Source organism: Arthrobacter sp. Y3225209 (assembly GCF_059090685.1).
The window spans coordinates 44047-61326 of record NZ_JBNHFW010000009.1; the positions used below are offsets into that span (position 1 = coordinate 44047).

The 17280-nt window shown below is 65.8% G+C and carries 15 protein-coding genes; 5 read left to right on the plus strand and 10 right to left on the minus strand.

What is annotated here, in order from left to right; all coding sequences use genetic code 11:
• Positions 1-174 precede the first annotated feature (174 nt).
• Complete coding sequence (locus AC5RVB_RS07095; RefSeq protein WP_227904382.1) at positions 175-642, plus strand: Lrp/AsnC family transcriptional regulator; 468 nt, start codon at positions 175-177, stop codon at positions 640-642.
• Between the two features lie 68 nt (positions 643-710).
• Here AC5RVB_RS07095 and AC5RVB_RS07100 read toward each other — a convergent pair whose 3' ends face one another.
• The 6 genes from AC5RVB_RS07100 to AC5RVB_RS07125 form a co-directional block, all read right to left on the minus strand.
• A complete protein-coding gene (locus AC5RVB_RS07100; protein WP_494142311.1) occupies positions 711-1130 on the minus strand; it encodes a hypothetical protein in 420 nt (139 codons plus the stop codon).
• Between the two features lie 39 nt (positions 1131-1169).
• Positions 1170-1583: a hypothetical protein gene (locus AC5RVB_RS07105; RefSeq protein WP_494142312.1), complete on the minus strand. Its 414-nt coding sequence runs from the start codon at positions 1581-1583 to the stop codon at positions 1170-1172.
• On the minus strand, positions 1580-7099 hold the full coding sequence (locus AC5RVB_RS07110) for a DUF6531 domain-containing protein (protein ID WP_494142313.1): 5520 nt from the start codon (positions 7097-7099) through the stop codon (positions 1580-1582). The genes AC5RVB_RS07105 and AC5RVB_RS07110 overlap by 4 nt, the downstream gene beginning before the upstream one ends.
• Before the next feature lie 248 nt (positions 7100-7347).
• Positions 7348-7629, minus strand: a complete 282-nt coding sequence (locus tag AC5RVB_RS07115) for a pyrophosphorylase (protein ID WP_146363391.1) — start codon at positions 7627-7629, stop codon at positions 7348-7350.
• Positions 7630-7891: 262 nt separating this feature from the next.
• Positions 7892-9448 (minus strand): monocarboxylic acid transporter, encoded by a 1557-nt coding sequence (locus tag AC5RVB_RS07120; protein WP_231710030.1) that lies wholly within the window; start codon positions 9446-9448, stop codon positions 7892-7894.
• A gap of 65 nt (positions 9449-9513) precedes the next feature.
• Entirely contained in the window at positions 9514-9885 is a 372-nt protein-coding gene (locus tag AC5RVB_RS07125; protein WP_227904377.1) for a DUF485 domain-containing protein, read from the minus strand.
• Between the two features lie 210 nt (positions 9886-10095).
• On the opposite strand from AC5RVB_RS07125, the gene AC5RVB_RS07130 reads away from it, so the two are divergent.
• From AC5RVB_RS07130 to AC5RVB_RS07145, 4 genes are read left to right on the plus strand one after another with little or no spacing between them, the layout of a single operon-like run.
• The gene (locus AC5RVB_RS07130; RefSeq protein ID WP_227904376.1) at positions 10096-11307 is read left to right on the plus strand and encodes a sensor histidine kinase; all 1212 of its coding nucleotides are present in this window, start codon (positions 10096-10098) and stop codon (positions 11305-11307) included.
• A 10-nt stretch (positions 11308-11317) separates the two neighbouring features.
• The gene (locus AC5RVB_RS07135; protein ID WP_227904375.1) at positions 11318-12058 is read left to right on the plus strand and encodes a LytR/AlgR family response regulator transcription factor; all 741 of its coding nucleotides are present in this window, start codon (positions 11318-11320) and stop codon (positions 12056-12058) included.
• Positions 12055-12444 carry a DUF485 domain-containing protein gene (locus tag AC5RVB_RS07140; protein WP_494142314.1) on the plus strand — a complete coding sequence of 130 codons (390 nt, stop codon included), beginning with the start codon at positions 12055-12057 and terminating at the stop codon, positions 12442-12444. Before AC5RVB_RS07135 ends, AC5RVB_RS07140 begins: the two co-directional genes overlap by 4 nt.
• Positions 12445-12476: 32 nt before the next feature.
• Complete coding sequence (locus tag AC5RVB_RS07145) at positions 12477-13988, plus strand: sodium/solute symporter (protein WP_494142335.1); 1512 nt, start codon at positions 12477-12479, stop codon at positions 13986-13988.
• Here the strand turns inward: AC5RVB_RS07145 and AC5RVB_RS07150 are convergent.
• The 4 genes from AC5RVB_RS07150 to pyrH form a co-directional block, all read right to left on the minus strand.
• Positions 13985-14563: a DivIVA domain-containing protein gene (locus tag AC5RVB_RS07150; RefSeq protein WP_227904373.1), complete on the minus strand. Its 579-nt coding sequence runs from the start codon at positions 14561-14563 to the stop codon at positions 13985-13987. The genes AC5RVB_RS07145 and AC5RVB_RS07150 overlap by 4 nt on opposite strands.
• A gap of 234 nt (positions 14564-14797) precedes the next feature.
• Positions 14798-15688 (minus strand): phosphatidate cytidylyltransferase, encoded by an 891-nt coding sequence (locus tag AC5RVB_RS07155; RefSeq protein WP_423723773.1) that lies wholly within the window; start codon positions 15686-15688, stop codon positions 14798-14800.
• 77 nt (positions 15689-15765) lie between these two features.
• Complete coding sequence (gene frr, locus AC5RVB_RS07160) at positions 15766-16323, minus strand: ribosome recycling factor (protein ID WP_227904371.1); 558 nt, start codon at positions 16321-16323, stop codon at positions 15766-15768.
• A 213-nt stretch (positions 16324-16536) separates the two neighbouring features.
• Positions 16537-17268: a UMP kinase gene (gene pyrH / locus AC5RVB_RS07165; RefSeq protein WP_227904370.1), complete on the minus strand. Its 732-nt coding sequence runs from the start codon at positions 17266-17268 to the stop codon at positions 16537-16539.
• Positions 17269-17280: the final 12 nt, after the last annotated feature.

Sequence of the window (17280 nt, forward strand, 5' to 3'; positions counted from 1 at the left end):
GGATTCGTATCCTTCCGGGTTGGGCCCCAGGGTTGGCGGGGCCGAACTGATCCCGGGCTCCATTGCCCGGGTAATGTGACCCTACTCACACCCGGCAGGTGGCACAACCATTTCCCGAAAGACCGAGCATCCTGCCCTATAAAGCGGTCAAGGGGCGTGCTAGCGTTGCGCACTATGCTCCTTGACGCCACCGACCGCCGCCTGCTTCTGGCGCTGGCAGAAGATCCCCAACGCACAGCGGTGGCGTTGGCTGCTGTGCTTGGCCTCTCCCGCAACACTGTGCAGGCCCGGTTGGCAGGGCTGGAGCGCAAGGGGGCGTTCCTGCCGTTCGAACGCCGGATCAACCCGGCGGCGTTGGGATATCCGCTGATGGCGTTTGTCCACGTGCATGTCCATCAGCCGGCGCTGGCCCGGATTACCGCGGATCTGGCGGAAGTTCCTGAAGTGACCGAGGCGCACGGGCTTACCGGGGATGCGGACATCCTGCTGCGGGTGGTGGCTGCCGATGCGGAGGACCTGTTCCGGATCAACAAGCAGATACTGGCGGTGGACGGCGTGCAGCGCTGCGACACCAATCTGGCCATGGGTGAGCTGATCCCGCTGCGGGCCACTCCCCTGCTGCAGCCCGGATCCCGGCGCTAATCGCGCGGAAGCCCCTGGCCCGGCGCTCATCCGGGGAATTGCCTGCGCTTTTACCAGCCACCCACCGGCTATGCCGGGAGGGCGCCGCCTTCAACGAGGATTGCATGCGCCATGGCCCACTGCGCCCCGACGAAAGCGAGCATGAGCACGGCTCCGAGGATCGGTACCCTCACACGGGCGCCCTTGCTCAGGTGGTATGCATCCGGCTTTTTCGTTGCCCTCCACAGGCCCGTGAGGACCAGGAAGACGGCAAGCATCGCGATGGGCATGGGAATTCCGTTCCTGCCGAACTGCCCGTTATACGGCAATTTGGTATCCAAGGGGACGCTCGCAAAAACAAAAACCGCAATACCTGCGCAGACCGCAATGGCAGCCAAACACATGATTTCAATGACCCTGACCGTTTTCTTCCCCAACAGGAGATCCTCTTCGGTCAGTTCTCTGGCTGGGTCCTCAGGCCTGCGTCCCCGGAAATCCTCAATTTTCACCGCTGGCCCCACCTACATCTATGTCGATCCCATGCGTTGTTAGAATGCTCCGCCTTCAATCAGTATCGACCGGGCCATCACCCACTGGCCAATAACGCAGCCGGCAACCATTGCGCTTCCGAGGGTGTACACACCAACACGCGCTTTCTTTCCCATATGGTGCGCGTCCGGTTTCTTACCGGACCGCCAGAGCCCAAAGAGGACTAGCAGCGTTGCCCCCAAAGCGACGGGCCAGGGAATACCGTTCCGGCTGAACTGCCCGCTGTAAGGCATGCGTGTCCCGAGCGGAACGCTGAATGCCACGAAGACAGCTATCCCCGCACAAACCGCTATGGCGGCCAGACACAGCAGGTCAAGATACCTACTGGCCTTCCTGCCCAGCACAAGATCCTGAGGGGTCAAATGGCTCGGCGGTTCATCATTCTTTTGGTCCGGTTCCTTGCCGTTAATCACCAAAGGTCTGCCACTTCGTCAACTGCAAATTTCATTCCACCAACAATAACTGATGCGTGACTTCCTCCGTAGGCCGCAAACGTGTGGTCCAGCCAACCCGGCTTCGGACTCAGCGCGGAAGCCCCCGGAAAGTGCGTGAGCAAGCCGCCGCCGATGGCATCGAAGGCCATCTCGACCCCGGTGTACGGGTCTCCGGCGATGGCGTTGTCGACCAAGCCGCCCCCCACGGCCCCAAGCCCGCCCACACCGTATTGGACCAGCGTGGAAAATCGGCCGGATAGGGGGGCGAGATAACCCGCCTGCGGACTTATCATGCCTGTCACCACACCACCGGCAAGAGCACCTCCGGCACCCTGCCACGACCAGTCTTCCTTGGGTGTCGTCATAAAATACATGCCGGTGCTGGCAGCCCCGCCGAATGCTCCGTTGGTGATGGCAGCCTTGCCCGCCTGGGTTGCCGCTGCGCGGCTCAGACCCGCGACGACGGCGTGGCCGGCCTTGCCGGCGATGGGACCGGCTATCCAGCCGACGGCCCCGGACACTGCCACCTGGCCCCAGTTCACTGAACCCGTAGTTGCCTTTTGGATGATGGTGTCGGCACCGGCAGCTACGAGGGCGAGGCCCGCCGGGCCGCCGACCCCGCTGAGCATCAGGGCACCGCCGACAACCACCATGGCACCGCCGATCAGGTAGTCCTTGTTCTCCTTCACGAAGTCCCACGCCGCTGCCAGCGCACCGCCGTTCGCGGCGTCGTAGGCCTTCAGATCCTCGTCGGTGAGCGGACGCAGGCCCGTCGGATCAGTGGTGTTGAGCGGATTGTTGCCGGCATAGGAATACGGGTTGCCGTCCCAGCCCGCGCCCAGGACCGGAGCGAGCGGATCCGTGGACAGGAAACCGCGCGTAGCCGGGTCATAGGCCCGGGCACCCAGCCACTCCAGGCCCGCTATGTCCAGGCCGCCGTTGCCGGTCAGCCGGATCCCTGCGGAGAGTACCCCTGCCAGTCCGGGAGCAACACCGGCTGCGCCGGCGGTTCCACCCGCTTCGGGGAGCACCGGACTTCCGAGCACCGCCCACGGATCGGCGTGGTCCGTCGGACGTGCCGTCCGCCAGCCCGCCGCGGTCCATGCCTCTCCGACACCCGTGATGCCGCCGGGCAGGTTCAGCACCTGCTCGCCGTCGATCCCGGCCAAGGTGGGGACCGGGTTCGCGGTGTCCCACCACGCCTGGCACCCGTCGACGGCAGCCAGCTCGCCCAGCGCGTCCACCCAGAGCTCGTGCCGGGACGTTTCGTTACCGTCGCGATCCCGTTCCACTGCCGCTTGGAGGAAACCGGTGGGACTCCAGGAGTATTCGGTCCAGGACCCGTCCGGACCGAGCAGCCGGGACCGGCGGCCGAGCCCGTCATAGACATATTCAGTCCTTGACCCGTCCGGCTCCGTGACGGAGGTCAGTTCCCCGGCAACGTCATAGGTATACGTCCGCGGCCCGGCCGGAGTCATCTCCCGGACCAGGCGGCCGCCGGCGTCGTACTGCCATTCCGAGACCAGCGCACGGACGGAGGCCCCTGTTCCCTCACCGCGGGTGGTGGCGGCAGCTGCCAGCTGGCCGGCGTTGTCATAGGCGTAGCGGGTCACTGCTCCGGCACGGGTCAGGCCGGTGATCCGCCCGTCCCCGTCCCGGCCGATCAGCGTGGTGTCGGGCGCGCCGTCATCCGTCCGATCGGTGCGGCTGTGTTCGGCAGGGTACCCGTTGCGGTATTGCCATTCCTGCACCAGGGCACCGGCTGTGGCGGCAACCAGCCGGCCTGCCGGATCATAGGTGAACGCTGCCTCCCCCAGACGGGGGTTGTGCACGGTCTTCACGCGGCCGACGGCGTCCCGGACGTAAGTGGTGGTGGTACCGGAGGTGTCGGTGAAGGACATTCGGTGCCCGTCGGCGTCGTAGTTCCAGGAGAGCCCCTGGGCGCCGCGGGTGCGGGAGGTCAGCTGGCCGCGGCGGTTGAAACCAAGTTCGTGCTCCACGGTGAGCCCGTTCCCGGCCGTTGAGTCCGCGATGACCACCCGACGGGACAACCGGTCACGTTCGATGCGGGCGAGCTGCTTCCCGTTGTAGGAGGTAGTGACCTGCTGTCCGGAACGGTCATAGGACCAGCTGGTGGTGTTCCCGTCCGGGTCGGTGTGGGAAAGCTGCCGGCCGGCCGGATCATAGGTTGACGTTGTGACCCGGCCGAGCGGGTCGCGGACCGAGGCGATGCTGTCGGTCTCCGTGTACGTACGTTCGGTGACGCCGCCCAGCGGGTCGGTGATCCGCACCAGGCGCCCCCGGAGGTCGTACTCGAACCGGGTCCGTCCGCCCAGGCCGTTGACCGACTCGATGAGCTCTCCGGCGGTGTTGTATTTGAACCGGCGTGTGCCGTACCAGGAGTCCTGGGAGAAATTCAGCCGGCCGGCCTTGTCGTAGCCGTAGCGGGCTGCACCGTTTCCGGGCGTGACGCGTAATGCCAGGCGGCCGGCGGCGTCGTACTCGAACATTTCGGCTTCACCGGTGGGCAGAATCCGGGCTGCCACCCGCTGGTCGGCGTCGTAGACCAGTTCGGTGACCGCGCCCAGCGGATCGACGGTCTTCCAGGGCCGTCCGCAAATGTCGTACTCATACCGGGTCACGGCCCCGGACGGCGAGGTTATGGAGGTGATTTTTCCGGAGACGTCCCGTCCCAGCAGGGTCAGCCCGCCTTCCCCGTCCACGAGCTCCACCGGGTTCCCGGCCGCGTCATAGGTGATCAGCTCAGCGGAGCCGTCGGGAGCTTCGGCCCGGACGGGTCGCCCGTACTCATCGAAGCTGTAAGTGGAGGTGGAGAACGCGTTGGCGAGGGTGGCCGTGCCCGTTTTCCGGTCCGTACTCGCCTCTGAGCGGACGCCGGTGGGGTCGACGACGGCGGTGAGGTTGCCGATCCTGTCGTACTCCCGGATCCAGTCGTGCCCGGCCGGATCGATGATCCCGGTGAGCCGGGAGAGGGTGTCATGGGTGAAACCCCAGCGGGCACCGTCGGGCAGGATGGCTGCGGTGACGTTGCCCAGTTCGTCAAACTCCCGCTCAATGGCCCGGCCCAGGGGGTCGATGGTGCGGACCAGTTCCCCATTGGCCGCGTATTCCAGTTCCGTCCGGCCCCCGTCGGGGGCGATGGACGCCGTGATCCGTCCGGCGGCATCATGCTCAAAGGACCAGACTGCACCGTCGGCTTCTTCGCGCCGGATGAGCAGCCCGACAGCGTTGTACGTGAAGCGGGTGGCAGCACCCGAGGGGGTAATGGCTGCCACCGGGCGGCCGGCTGCGTCGCGGAGGACCCTTGCCGTGTCCCCGACTGCGTTGCGGGTGGCAATCAGGTCGCCGTAGTTGTCGTAGTCGAACTCGACGGTTACCCCGGCCGGGTCGGTCACCCGGGTCAGCAGCCCCCGGTCCCAGGTCAGCTCGGTCCGACCGCCCAGCGGATCGAGGATCACCGACGGATCCCGGGAAAGGTCATCGGCATATTCATAGGTAACGACGGACCCTGATTCGGTGACCAGTGTGGTGATCCGGTCCTGCTCGTCCCACCCGTAGGTCAGGTCCGCACCCTCGGGCGTCACGGTACGGATGCGGCGGCCGCGCAGGTCATAGGCGTGGACGGTGACGGATCCGTCGCGTTCGGTCAGGGAGACCAGATTGCCATGCCGGTCATAGGCCATGGACTGGCGCTGATCGTGGGAGTCCAGCACCCCGACCAGCCGGCCCTTGCTATCGGCGATCCAGGAGTTGGAGCGTGTGCCGTCCTCATCCGAGACAACCGTGACCCGTCCGGGCAGGTACGCGAAGCGGGTGCGGCGGCCATGCTGGGTCAGCTGCAGGATCACCCGGCCCTGCTCGTCGTAGGTGTTCTCCGCTTCGAGCACGCCGGCAGCGGAGTACACCGCGTCAATCAGGCCGGCCTCGTTCCACCGGTACGTCCGGGTGCCGGTTTCCGTAGTGACGGTGACGAGACGGCCGGCGTCGTCGTAGCCGTACTCCACCCGCCGGCCGTCTGAGGTCCGTACGACGGCGGCGCGGCCGTCGCTGTAGTCCACGTCGAGGAAACGGCCGCAGGCGTGGGCAAGCCTGGACACCCGGGCGGAGGCACCGGCGTCGTTGGCGCCGTCGGCTGCAGATTCGTGGTGGACGGAGATGGTGCGGCCCGGACCGGCGCCGGCGCCAAGCCACACGCCGGTAATGCTGTAGGCCCACCAGGCGCCCTGGTTGTCGCGCACCACCAGCAGTTCGGTACTGCCCTCGGGCAGGGCCAGGTCCGTCAGGGGCGTAGTGGTTGCCGGTTCGCGGGCAACCCAGAAGTTCTCTCCCACGGCGCGGCCCCAGCCCTCGCCTTCGCGGGGAAAGTCCACGGCACGGCCGTCAGCCAGGACCCAGCGGCAGCCCTCATCCGACAGCACCAGGTGCTGGTCCAGGACGGACGCCCACCCCGGGCCGAACACGCCGGGAGATTCCAGGCCCGAAGGCAGAGAGTTATACATCCGGGTCAGCGCCAGGCTGGAAGCCCTGCCGGCGAAGGCCAGGTCCGTTTCCGGTTCAATGAAGTTACCCGTGGCCGTGTTCACCGGGTCATTGGCGTAACCGGTGGTAGGGATGGCCCCGGCCGCGGTCGGCGGGTCGATGGCGAGGGCGCTCCGGCTGGTGTCCACACCGGCTGCGGCCAGGGCTGCGGCAAGAGCTGCATCCGAAAGGGTGGAAACGTTCCCGTCTCCTCCGGCTGCGGCAAAGGCATCCGCCACTGTGATGGCCCATCGGGCGTCGTTTTCGTTGGCGGTCAGGTACGCACGGTAGGCCCTCAGGACCCCCGAGGCCTCGATGGTGCCCCAGTTGCACTGGGCAGCAAACGTGGACAGGTGGCTTTCCAGGCTGCCGGGAGCACCGACCAGCTCAGCGTCCAGTCCCCTGGCACCCACCGCGAAACTGCGCAGGTTCGACGGCCGCGCCGAGGACGTCCCGCCTCCGTTACCTCCGGCGTTCCCGGACGGCGGGGTTCTCCGGCTGCCGGTGACCGCGGTGGCGGGTGCGAACGTCGGGGCCGGTCCCCGTTCCTGGTTGGGCCGCTCCCCCTCGCCCCAGATCCAGTCTCCGACTTCCTCCAGCCAGCTGCGGTTGTTGTGCCGCCACACCCATTCATTGTTTTCCCTGCGCCTGGCATCTTCTTCGCGTGCCAGCGGAATCATCTGCCCGGCATATTTGGCCACAGTGCGAAGGGCCGTTGCCAGGTTCGCCGCGTCAACGGCTGCAGTAGCGGCGTTCTCCTGGAAGATGTCCGCGAACGCGCCCTTGAAATCCTCGATACCGGTGGACACGAATGATGCCCGGGAGCCGGCCTGCCCCTCGAGGCGTGCCGCCGCGTTCTCAAATGCCTGCTTCATCTCTTCAGCTACGGAGTAGACAAACCGTCCCTGCGCATCCTCGGGCAACAACGGAACTTCGACAAACTTAGACTCAGACATAAATCAGGGTCCCCCACTGCAAGAACTGGAAAAGAAGAATCAAACAACCTTGGGCGTACCTGCGGGGACGAAACACCGGCGCCGGAACGTCAAGGGAAAACCGGTCAAAACCGGCCGGAAGCGACCACCGGCCGAACAGCCGGGGCGAATGGATTGCCCGGCCGGTCCAAAGCGCGTGCCGGCCGGATAGCCGTCCGCGGCAGCGGAACAGCTATCCGGCCCTTACAACGCGGACGGGAACGGCTCGCTTACGCGCCGCCGCCTGCGGAGAAGATGTCCTGCGAAATCTTCTGCAGCTGCGTACGCAGCTCTTCGAGCTCCTGGCGGGCCTTATCCAGCGCTGCCTTGGTTTCCGGCCACGTTGAACCGCGGAACTGGGCGGCCAGCGGGCCGTCCCATACGTTCGGGTCTGACAGGATCTTGCCCTGCGCGTCCAGCGCCTGAATCTGGTCGGTGAACCCGCCGTTGATGATGGACTGCACCTGGTTGATGGCAGACTTCGCCTGCTCGGTGGACAACACGCGTGACATATGGATTTCCCCCTCTAGAGACAATGGCTCCGCCGCCCGATGAAATCCGCTGAACATTTCCGTTGACACGGATTCCGCTAACCTTTCGGGCAACGGGGCGATGAAGACAGTGGTAACAGACACACACAATACCAATACGGGACGCTGATTCCCGTTTTTTGCGTGCACCTTTCGCCGGTTTTACCGGTGCATGCTTTTAAGCGGCACACAAAAGGCAGGACCCGCCGAAGCGGGCCCTGCCTTTATGCCTGGGGCAGCTGCCTTAGTGGTCAACCGCCTTTTCAGCGCCGACACCGGTGAGCGAACGCACTTCCATTTCCGCCTGCTTGGTGGCGGATTCGGTGTTCTTATCCAGGACAGTGCCCAGCCAGCCCAGGAAGAAGGCCAGCGGGATGGATACCAGACCCGGGTTGTTCAGCGGGAACCAGGCGAAGTCCGCCCCGGCAATCATCGAGGTTTCGGCACCCGAGACTACGGGCGAGAAAGCGATGAGCAGGATCGCCGAGCCAAGGCCGCCGTACATGCTCCAGACCGCGCCCTGGGTGGAGAATTTCCGCCAGTACAGCGAATAGATGATGGTCGGCAGGTTCGCGCTGGCTGCAACGGCGAAGGCCAGAGCCACCAGGAAGGCCACGTTCTGTCCCTGTGCGCCGATGCCGCCGAGGATGGAGACGATGCCGATCACCACCACCGTGGTGCGGGCCACCTTGACTTCACCGTCGGCGTCGACCTGGTCCTTGCGGATCACGCTGGCGTAGATGTCATGGGCGAAGGACGCCGCTGCGGTGATGGTCAGGCCGGCCACCACCGCAAGGATGGTGGCGAAGGCGACGGCGGAGATCAGGCCCAGGAGTACCGGCCCGCCGAGGGCGAAGGCCAGCAGCGGGGCTGCCGAGTTCACCCCGCCGGGAGCCGACTTGATCGCGTCTGCGCCGATAAGTGCTGCTGCACCGTAGCCCAGCACCAGGGTGAAGAGGTAGAACAGGCCGATCAGCCAGATGGCCCAGACCACGGACCGGCGGGCTTCCTTGGCCGTGGGGACGGTGTAGAAGCGCATCAGCACGTGTGGCAGTGCCGCAGTGCCCAGCACCAGCGCCAGGCCCAGGGAGACGAAGTCGAGCTTGGAGGTTTCAGACTTGCCGTACTGCAGTCCCGGATCCAGGATGGCGGCATTACCGGAGGTTTCCACGGCAGCACCCAGCAGTTCGGAGAGGTTGAAGCCGTGCAGTGCCAGGACCCAGACGGTCATGATGGCGGCGCCGGCAATCAGCAGGCAGGCCTTGATGATCTGCACCCAGGTGGTGCCCTTCATGCCGCCGATCAGTACGTAAATGATCATCAGGCCGCCGACGACGGTGATCACCAGTGACTGGCCCACCTTGCCGTCGATACCCATGAGCAGGGACACCAGTCCGCCGGCACCGGCCATCTGTGCCAGGAGGTAGAAGAAGCAGACCGCCAGGGTGGTGATGGCCGCGGCAATGCGGACCGGACGCTGCTTGAGGCGGAAGGAGAGCACATCGGCCATGGTGAACTTGCCGGTGTTGCGCAGCATTTCAGCGACCAGCAGCAGGGCTACCAGCCAGGCGACGAGGAAGCCGATGGAGTAGAGGAAGCCGTCATAGCCGTTGATGGCAATGGCGCCGACAATGCCGAGGAAGGACGCCGCGGAGAGGTAGTCCCCGGCAATGGCCGTGCCGTTCTGCGGTCCGGTGAACGAGCGGCCGGCGGCGTAGTAGTCAGCGGCGGTTTTATTGTTGCGGCTGGCCCGCAGCACCACTACCAGGGTCACGGCCACGAACAGGCCGAAGATAATCATGTTCAGCAGGCCGGTGTCCTTGATGGAGTCGGCCGTAATGTCGGCTGCAGCTATCTGCACAGTGTTCACTTGTTCTCCTCCGGACGGCTGACGCCCTTGGCCTCAAGTTCGGCGCGGATCTCCGCGGATATGGGGTCCAACCGGCGGTTGGCGTAACTGACGTACCACATGGTGATGCCAAAGGTGCTGACAAACTGCAGGAGACCCAGAATCAGTCCGATGTTGATGTTGCCAATCACCGGAGTGGACATGAAGTCATGCGCGTAGTCGGCCAGCAGGACGTATGCGAAGTACCAGACCAGGAAAACCACGGCCATGGGGAAAATAAAGCTGCGCTGGCGCTTGCGTAGTTCCTGGAACTCGGGTGAGCTCTGAACTTCCCGGAAGTCCACCTGGTCAGGGTGCGCAGCGTGTGAAACCGGCTGCTCTTCAGCCATTGTTCCTCCTCTGTTGGGGCCCGCCCTGCGCGCTGCGCCCACCTCGAAAAGGTCAGGACACGACGCCGTGCAAGCTGTGACGCTCATCACTTTCCTATACCCCGGCGGCCGTGTCCGCCCGACGCCCCGCAGCGTCGGTGAACGGTCAGTTCCGTGCGGTGAACGGCATCCCCGCCGGTTCCCGCTCCGGTGTGAGGCTAGGGTGGTGCCATGCTCAGTCCCGCCGTTGATATTGCCCTGGTCTGCGCCATTGCGGTCCTGACCATCGCGGTGGTGGGCGCGCTCGGCTTCCGGCTGACCCGCTCGCAGCGGGATCTGGGTTCCGACGCCGAACGGGCCACCTATGCCACGCTGCATACCGCGTCCCTGGCCTCGGCGCACCTGCGCGCCGGCCTGACGCCGGCCGGGGCGCGCAAGGCCAGCCGGCACCTGCGCGACCTGCTGGACTGCGACACCCTGGTGATCACCGATGCCTCCACGGTGCTCGCCTGGGAGGGCACCGTGCCGGACACGGCCGTACGGCGGGAGAGGCTGCAGTCAGCGGCGGCACTGGTCCTGGAGTCCGGCCGCACCCGGGTGTTCCGCGGCGCTGCGCTCCGGGCGCTGGGGCTGGAGCACTCCGGACGGGAACTGCTGGTGGCCCCGCTCCCGGTCAACGGGCAGACGGTGGGCACCGTGGCCGTTTTCGCGCCGACGGTGCGGGCCGGGCTGGTCCGTGCCGCAAACGAAGTGGCCGGATGGCTTGCCACCCAGGTGGAGCTGGCGGAGCTGGACACCTCCCGCGCCCAGCTGATGGAGGCCGAGGTCCGGGCGCTGCGGGCCCAGATCAGTCCGCATTTTATTTACAACTCGCTGAACGCGATTGCTTCCTACATCAACACCGATCCGGCACGTGCCCGGGAGCTGGTCGTCGAGTTTGCCGACTTCACCCGTTACTCCTTCCGCCGGCACGGCAACTTCACCACCATCGCCGAGGAACTGCAGTCGGTGGACCGGTACCTGCTGCTGGAGCGGGCCCGTTTCGGGGAACGGCTGAAGGTCAGCCTGCAGATTGCCCCCGAAGTGCTGCCGACCGTTATCCCGTTCCTATCCCTGCAGCCGCTGGTGGAAAATTCCGTCCGCCACGGCCTGGAGGCAAAGGACGGACAGGGCCGGATCACCATTGCCGCCGTGGATGCCGGGGCCGAAGCGGTGATCACCATCGAGGACAACGGCGTTGGCATGGACCCCGGTTATCTCCGGTCTGTCCTGGCCGGACATGCCGAGGGCGACCACGTGGGACTGCGCAACGTGGACGTGCGGCTGCGCCAGGTGTACGGGGACTCGCACGGTCTGGTGATCGACACCGCGCCGGGTGCCGGAACCCTGATCACCATGCGGGTGCCCAAGTCGCAGCCGGAGAACCGGCCAACAAACGCGTAATCTGTCTCACATGCGTAAACCTGCCCGCCCCCTGACCGTTGTGGTGGCCGACGACGAAGCGCCCGCCGTTGAGGAACTTGCCTACCTGCTCGGCCTGGACGCACGGATCGGTACCGTGCACCGGGCCGGCAGCGGAGCCCAGGCCCTGCAGGAGATCGAGTCACGCGACGTCGACGCCGTGTTCCTGGACATCCACATGCCTGCGCTCTCCGGCCTGGACATCGCCAAGGCCCTGGCGCGCCGGGAACGTCCGCCGGCCGTGGTGTTCGTGACCGCGGACGAGGACCAGGCGCTGCGCGCCTTCGACCTTGCCGCCTTGGACTATCTGCTCAAACCGGTGCGTCCGGAGCGCCTCTCGGAGTCGGTGCGCCGGATCTGCGAGTTGGGTGCCGAGAGCGATGCCGCGGACGCCGACGTCGTCACCGTGGTGCAGGGAGCGACGACGAAAATCATTCCCCGCGCGGACATCCGCTACGTTCAGGCGCAGGGTGACTACGCCCGGCTGCACACCGCCGAGGCCTCCTACCTCATCCGGGTGCCGCTGGCGGATCTGGAAGAGCAGTGGGCCGAGGCAGGTTTCGTGCGCATCCACCGGTCCTATCTGGTGGCCAGGAACCATCTGCGCCAGGTGCGGCTGACCGCCGGCCGGGCCAGCGTGCGTCTGGGCGACGTTGATCTGCCGGTCAGCCGGCGCCACCTGCCCGCTGTCCGCAACACCCTGGAGGCCGGACGGGTCCGGCCCACATCATGAAGAACGGCGAGGCCCCCGCAGCGCGGGCACCGCGCCGCGTCCGGGTGACAGCCACCGGCATCTCCGGCGGAGCGGCCCCGTTCCCGGTGTCGCGGGAGCTGGATGAACAGTCCGAGGTTGGAGAGCTCGTGATCGGCTCCCTGATCCGCAGCCAGCTGCGGCTGGCACTGGTGGTCGGCGGCGGGTTTCTCCTGATCCTGCTCAGCGTCCCGGTACTGCTGGCCTTCCTTCCCGTGATTGCGGACCTGAGCATATTCGGGGTTCCTGCACCGTGGATCCTTCTGGGTGTGGGGGTGTACCCGCTGGTGATCGGCTGCGGGATGCTCTACGTCCTCAGTGCCCAGCGCAACGAAAACCGGTACCGCGATCTGGTGGACGGACGGTAGGCGCCGGCGTGGATCTTTCCTTGGACCCCGGCATGAGTCCGGGCATCGGTTATGCCGCCCTGGCTTTCGTGGCTGCCGCCACCCTGCTGATCGGGTTCTACGGCCTGCGTATTTCCCGGACCACCAGCGACTTCTACGTCGCCTCACGCACGGTTAAGCCGTGGTGGAATGCCTCGGCTATCGGCGGGGAATACCTTTCTGCCGCAAGTTTCCTCGGCGTCGCCGGGCTCATCGTTGCCTCCGGTGTGGATGCCCTCTGGTTCCCGATCGGCTATACCGGCGGCTATCTGATGCTGCTGCTGTTTGTGGCCGCACCGCTGCGGCGTTCGGGCGCCTACACCGTGCCGGACTTTGCCCACGCCCGGCTCGAATCCCTTCCTGTCCGGCGGCTCACCAGCCTCCTGGTGATCGCCGTCGGCTGGCTGTACATCGTCCCCCAGATGCACGGTGCCGCTTTGACCATGCGCATCACCACCGGCCTGCCGGCCTGGATCGGCTGCCTGGTGGTAACCGGCGTCGTCTGCCTCAGCGTGGTGACCGGCGGGATGCGGTCCATTACGTTTGTGCAGGCGTTCCAATACTGGCTGAAACTGGTGGCCATCGGCGTTCCCGTGCTGTTCATCCTTTTCCGCCTGGCCGGTGACGGTCCGCCCGGTCCGGGCGGAGCGCAGCTCCTGGCCGAAGCCCTGGACCCGCACACCCATGCACCGCTCTACCGCAACATCTCCCTCAGCATTGCCCTGCTCTGCGGCACCTTGGGCCTGCCGCATGTGCTGGTGCGGTTCTACACGAATCCGGACGGCGCCTCGGCCCGGCGGACCACACTGATTGTGCTCGGACTGCTGTCCCTGTTTTACATTTTCCCCATCACGTACGGGGTTCTGGGCCGGATTTATGCACCGGACCTGGCAGCCGACGGAAACACGGATGCCACGGTGCTGCTGCTTCCCGGGCGCGTGTTCGACGGCGCCTCCGGTGATTTGCTGGCTGCCCTGGTGACTGCCGGGGCCTTCGCAGCGTTCCTCTCCACGAGCAGCGGGCTGACGGTTTCGCTGGCGGGGGTCATCAGCCAGGAGTTTTTCCGCGGCAGCGTGCGCGGTTTCCGGCTCTCTGCGGTCCTGGCCGCCGTGGTCCCGCTGGTCATTGCCCTGCTGACCGAGTCATCGGCCCTGGCCGGAAGCATTGGCATGGTTTTTGCCTTCACGGCCTCCACGCTGTGTCCCCTGCTGGTGCTGGGCATCTGGTGGCGGCCGCTGACCGCTGCCGGGGCCGGGGCGGGGATGTTCACCGGTGCCCTGCTGTGCGGCGGCGCAATGGTGGCAGGTGCCGTCCTACCCCGGATGGGGGCCTCGATTCCGGCGTGGATAGAGCAGCCTGCCGCCTGGACGGTGCCGGCTGCCTTTGCCGTCACCGTCCTCGTGTCCAAGCTGACGTCCGGCGCCCTGCCCGGCGGAGCGGCGAAATTCCTGGCCCGACTGCATACACCGGAGCCCCTTGAGCGGCCCCGTCCCGGCGCCGGGTCCCCCGCCGAGGACAACCGTTAGTCTATGGACGCCATCAGCTCGACAACGCGGTCCAGGAAGGCATCCACCTGGGTCTCTTCGTAACCGTCGGCACCCCGTGCCTCGCGGAACACGGCGCGGCGCACCACATCGACACTCAGCGGACGGTCATGCTCGAAGTAACCGAGAAGTTCGTTGCAGAGCGCGTCCACGTCCTTGACGTTGTAACTGGGGACACGCTTCTTGACCGGACGGCGGAACCGCTCCCCCGGCTTCCGGTGCAGCCTTGCCCGCAGCACGGCTGACATGCGGCCGATCTGCAGCAGCCACGCTTCCTCACCGCGTTCGGTGATCATCTCGTCGCGCTCCCGCTGGGCGAAAACGTCCTCGAGGCGGTCCAGGGCCGCGTCCACTGCCTGCGGTTCGTAGCCGCCCTTGGCCGGGTCGAAGGCCATGGACCGGACATCCGCACTGGTGACGGGCTTCGCGGTCCTGGATTCCGAGTTGTAGTAGTTCCGTGCCTTGGTCAGGAACTCATCGACCTGGCGGATGTTGTAGCCGTAGTCCCGTCGTCCCACGCGCTCGAAAGGGGCACTGGCCTGCCGCTCATCGTCCATGAATGTACTGTTCCTCTGTGGTTATTGCCTCGGGAGCTATTGCCGCTGGAGGCCGTGTTGGCACCGGACACTCCGCGTCCAACGCCTGAAAAACTCTGAAACATCTTACGACGCCGCCGCAGGGGCCCGGTTCAGGCGCACCGGTTGTTGCCGGACCGTTACGCTTACTGCGTTTCCACAGCGGCTGCCAATGGCCGGGCGGCGGCCGCCGGTCGGTACCAGCGGGGAATCCCGTCAGGACACTGCCGACAGCAGCACCGAAAGAAGGAAGACCACCGGGGAAGCGAAGACCACCGAGTCCAGGCGGTCCATCACCCCGCCGTGGCCGGGCAGGAGGTTGGACATGTCCTTGACGCCGAGTTCACGTTTGACCATGGATTCGGAGAAGTCCCCCGCCGTTGCCGCGGCCACGGTTGCGACCGCCAGGGCCACGCCGAACCACCAGGGCTGGTCCAGGAACAGCACCGCTGCCCCCACTCCGACAATGGCAGCGCCGGCCGCGGACCCGGCGAATCCCTCCCAGGATTTCTTCGGGCTGATCTTCGGGGCCATGGGATGCTTTCCGAAGAAGGCACCCACCAGGTAGCCGAAGGTGTCATTGGCTACCACCAGCAGAAGCAGCACGGCCACCCGGATTTGCCCGTCCGGCTCGCGCAGCAGCAACAGGGCGAAGCTGAGCAGGAAAGGAACCCAGAGCACCACGAAGATGCCGGCAAGGATGCTCTGGATCGCTTCGGCAGCGGTATCAATGCTGCGCCAGAGCAGAATCGCCACTGCCGTGGCAACCGTGGCAAAGGCCAGCGCCTCCGTACCGCCGAAGTAGGCGGCGAAAGGCAGGCCCACGGATCCGACGAGTACGGGCACCAGGGGCACCTTCATGCCCCGCACCTCCAGGGCCCGGCTGACTTCCCAGACGCCGACGGCGGCGAAGGCCACCGCTATCACCACGATGGCGAACGGCAGGAACAGCAGGCCTACAAGCAGAGATCCCAGGAGAATAACGCCGACGGCGATGGCAGCGGGCAGGTTGCGTCCGGCCCGTGACACTTTGGCCGGTTTGGCATCCTTACCGCTCCGGTTGCGGGCGCGGCGTCCGCCGGCCTGGCTAGACTCCGGTGCGCTCATATCCTGGGCCTTTGCTGCCGGAACTGTCTCGACGGACGGTGACCCGCCAGCCTGGGTGGAAGGCTGGGTGTCACTCATCAGACCTCGAGAAGCTCGGCTTCCTTGCGCTTGAGGAGCTCGTCGATGGAATCCGTGTGTGCCTTGGTCAGGGCATCAAGGTCCTTTTCGGCGCGGGCACCGTCATCCTCGCCGACTTCGCTGTCCTTCACCAGACGGTCAATCCCGTCCTTTGCCTTGCGGCGGATGTTCCGGACGGAGACCTTGGCGTCCTCTGCCTTGCCGCGGACAATCTTGACGTATTCCTTGCGGCGGTCCTGGGTAAGTTCGGGCATGATGACCCGGATGACCTTGCCGTCGTTAGACGGGTTGGCACCCACCTCGGAGTCGCTGAGCGCACGCTCAATGGCACGCAGTGCGGTTACGTCGTACGGAGTGATCAGCAGGGTGCGGGCATCCGGCGTGGCAAAGGACGCCAGCTGCTGAAGCTGCGTCGGGGAACCGTAGTAGTCCACCAGCACCCGGGAAAAGAGTGCCGGGTTGGCGCGGCCGGTCCGGACGGAGGAGAAGTCTTCCTTAGCAACTTCCACCGCCTTGTCCATTTTGTCGGCGGCCTCTTTCAAGGTGTCTTCAATCACGGTCTCTCCTCATAAAACAGTGTCCGCAGGCAATATTGCCTGGCGGCCGGGCTCTTATATCATCCTAAGCCAAGGGTGCGGGTTCCCTGCACCGAGCGCAGCGAGGTGTAGGGGAAACCCTTGGCGCAAGGGTGCGGGTTCCCTGCACCGAGCGCAGCGAGGTGTAGGGAAAACGCACCTGCCGCCGCACCTGCCCGCAGGGACCACCAGGGACTAGTTGGAAACGATGGTGCCGATCTTCTCGCCACGGATCGCGCGGGTCACGTTACCCTCGCCCTCCATGCCGAAGACCACCATGTCCAGGTCATTGTCCTTGCACATGGTCATGGCCGTCTGGTCCATCACGCGGATGTCCTGGCGCAGGGCGTCGTCGTAGGTCAGGGTCTCAAGGCGCCGCGCGTTGGGGTCCTTGTTGGGGTCCGCAGTGTAGACACCGTCCACGCCGCTCTTGGCCATCAGGACCTCATCTGCGTGGACCTCCAGGGCACGCTGTGCGGCCACCGTATCGGTGGAGAAGTAGGGCAGGCCCGCGCCCGCACCGAAGATCACTACACGGCCCTTCTCCAGGTGCCGGATGGCCCGCCGGGGAATGTACGCTTCAGCAACCTGGCCCATGGTGATGGCGCTCTGCACCCGGGTCTCGACGCCGGCCTGCTCCAGGAAATCCTGCAGCGCGAGGCAGTTCATAACCGTGCCGAGCATGCCCATGTAATCCGCGCGGGAGCGGTCCATGCCGCTGGTGGACAGTTCCGCGCCGCGGAAGAAGTTCCCTCCGCCCACCACAATGGCGACTTCAACTTCACCGACGGTTGCCGCGATCTGTTTGGCCACGGCACGCACGGTATCCGGATCAACACCGAGCTTCCCGCCGCCGAACACCTCGCCCGAAAGTTTCAGCAGGACGCGTCGTCGCGGGGAATCGGTGTCTTTCAATACGTGGGCCATTGTGCCTCCCGG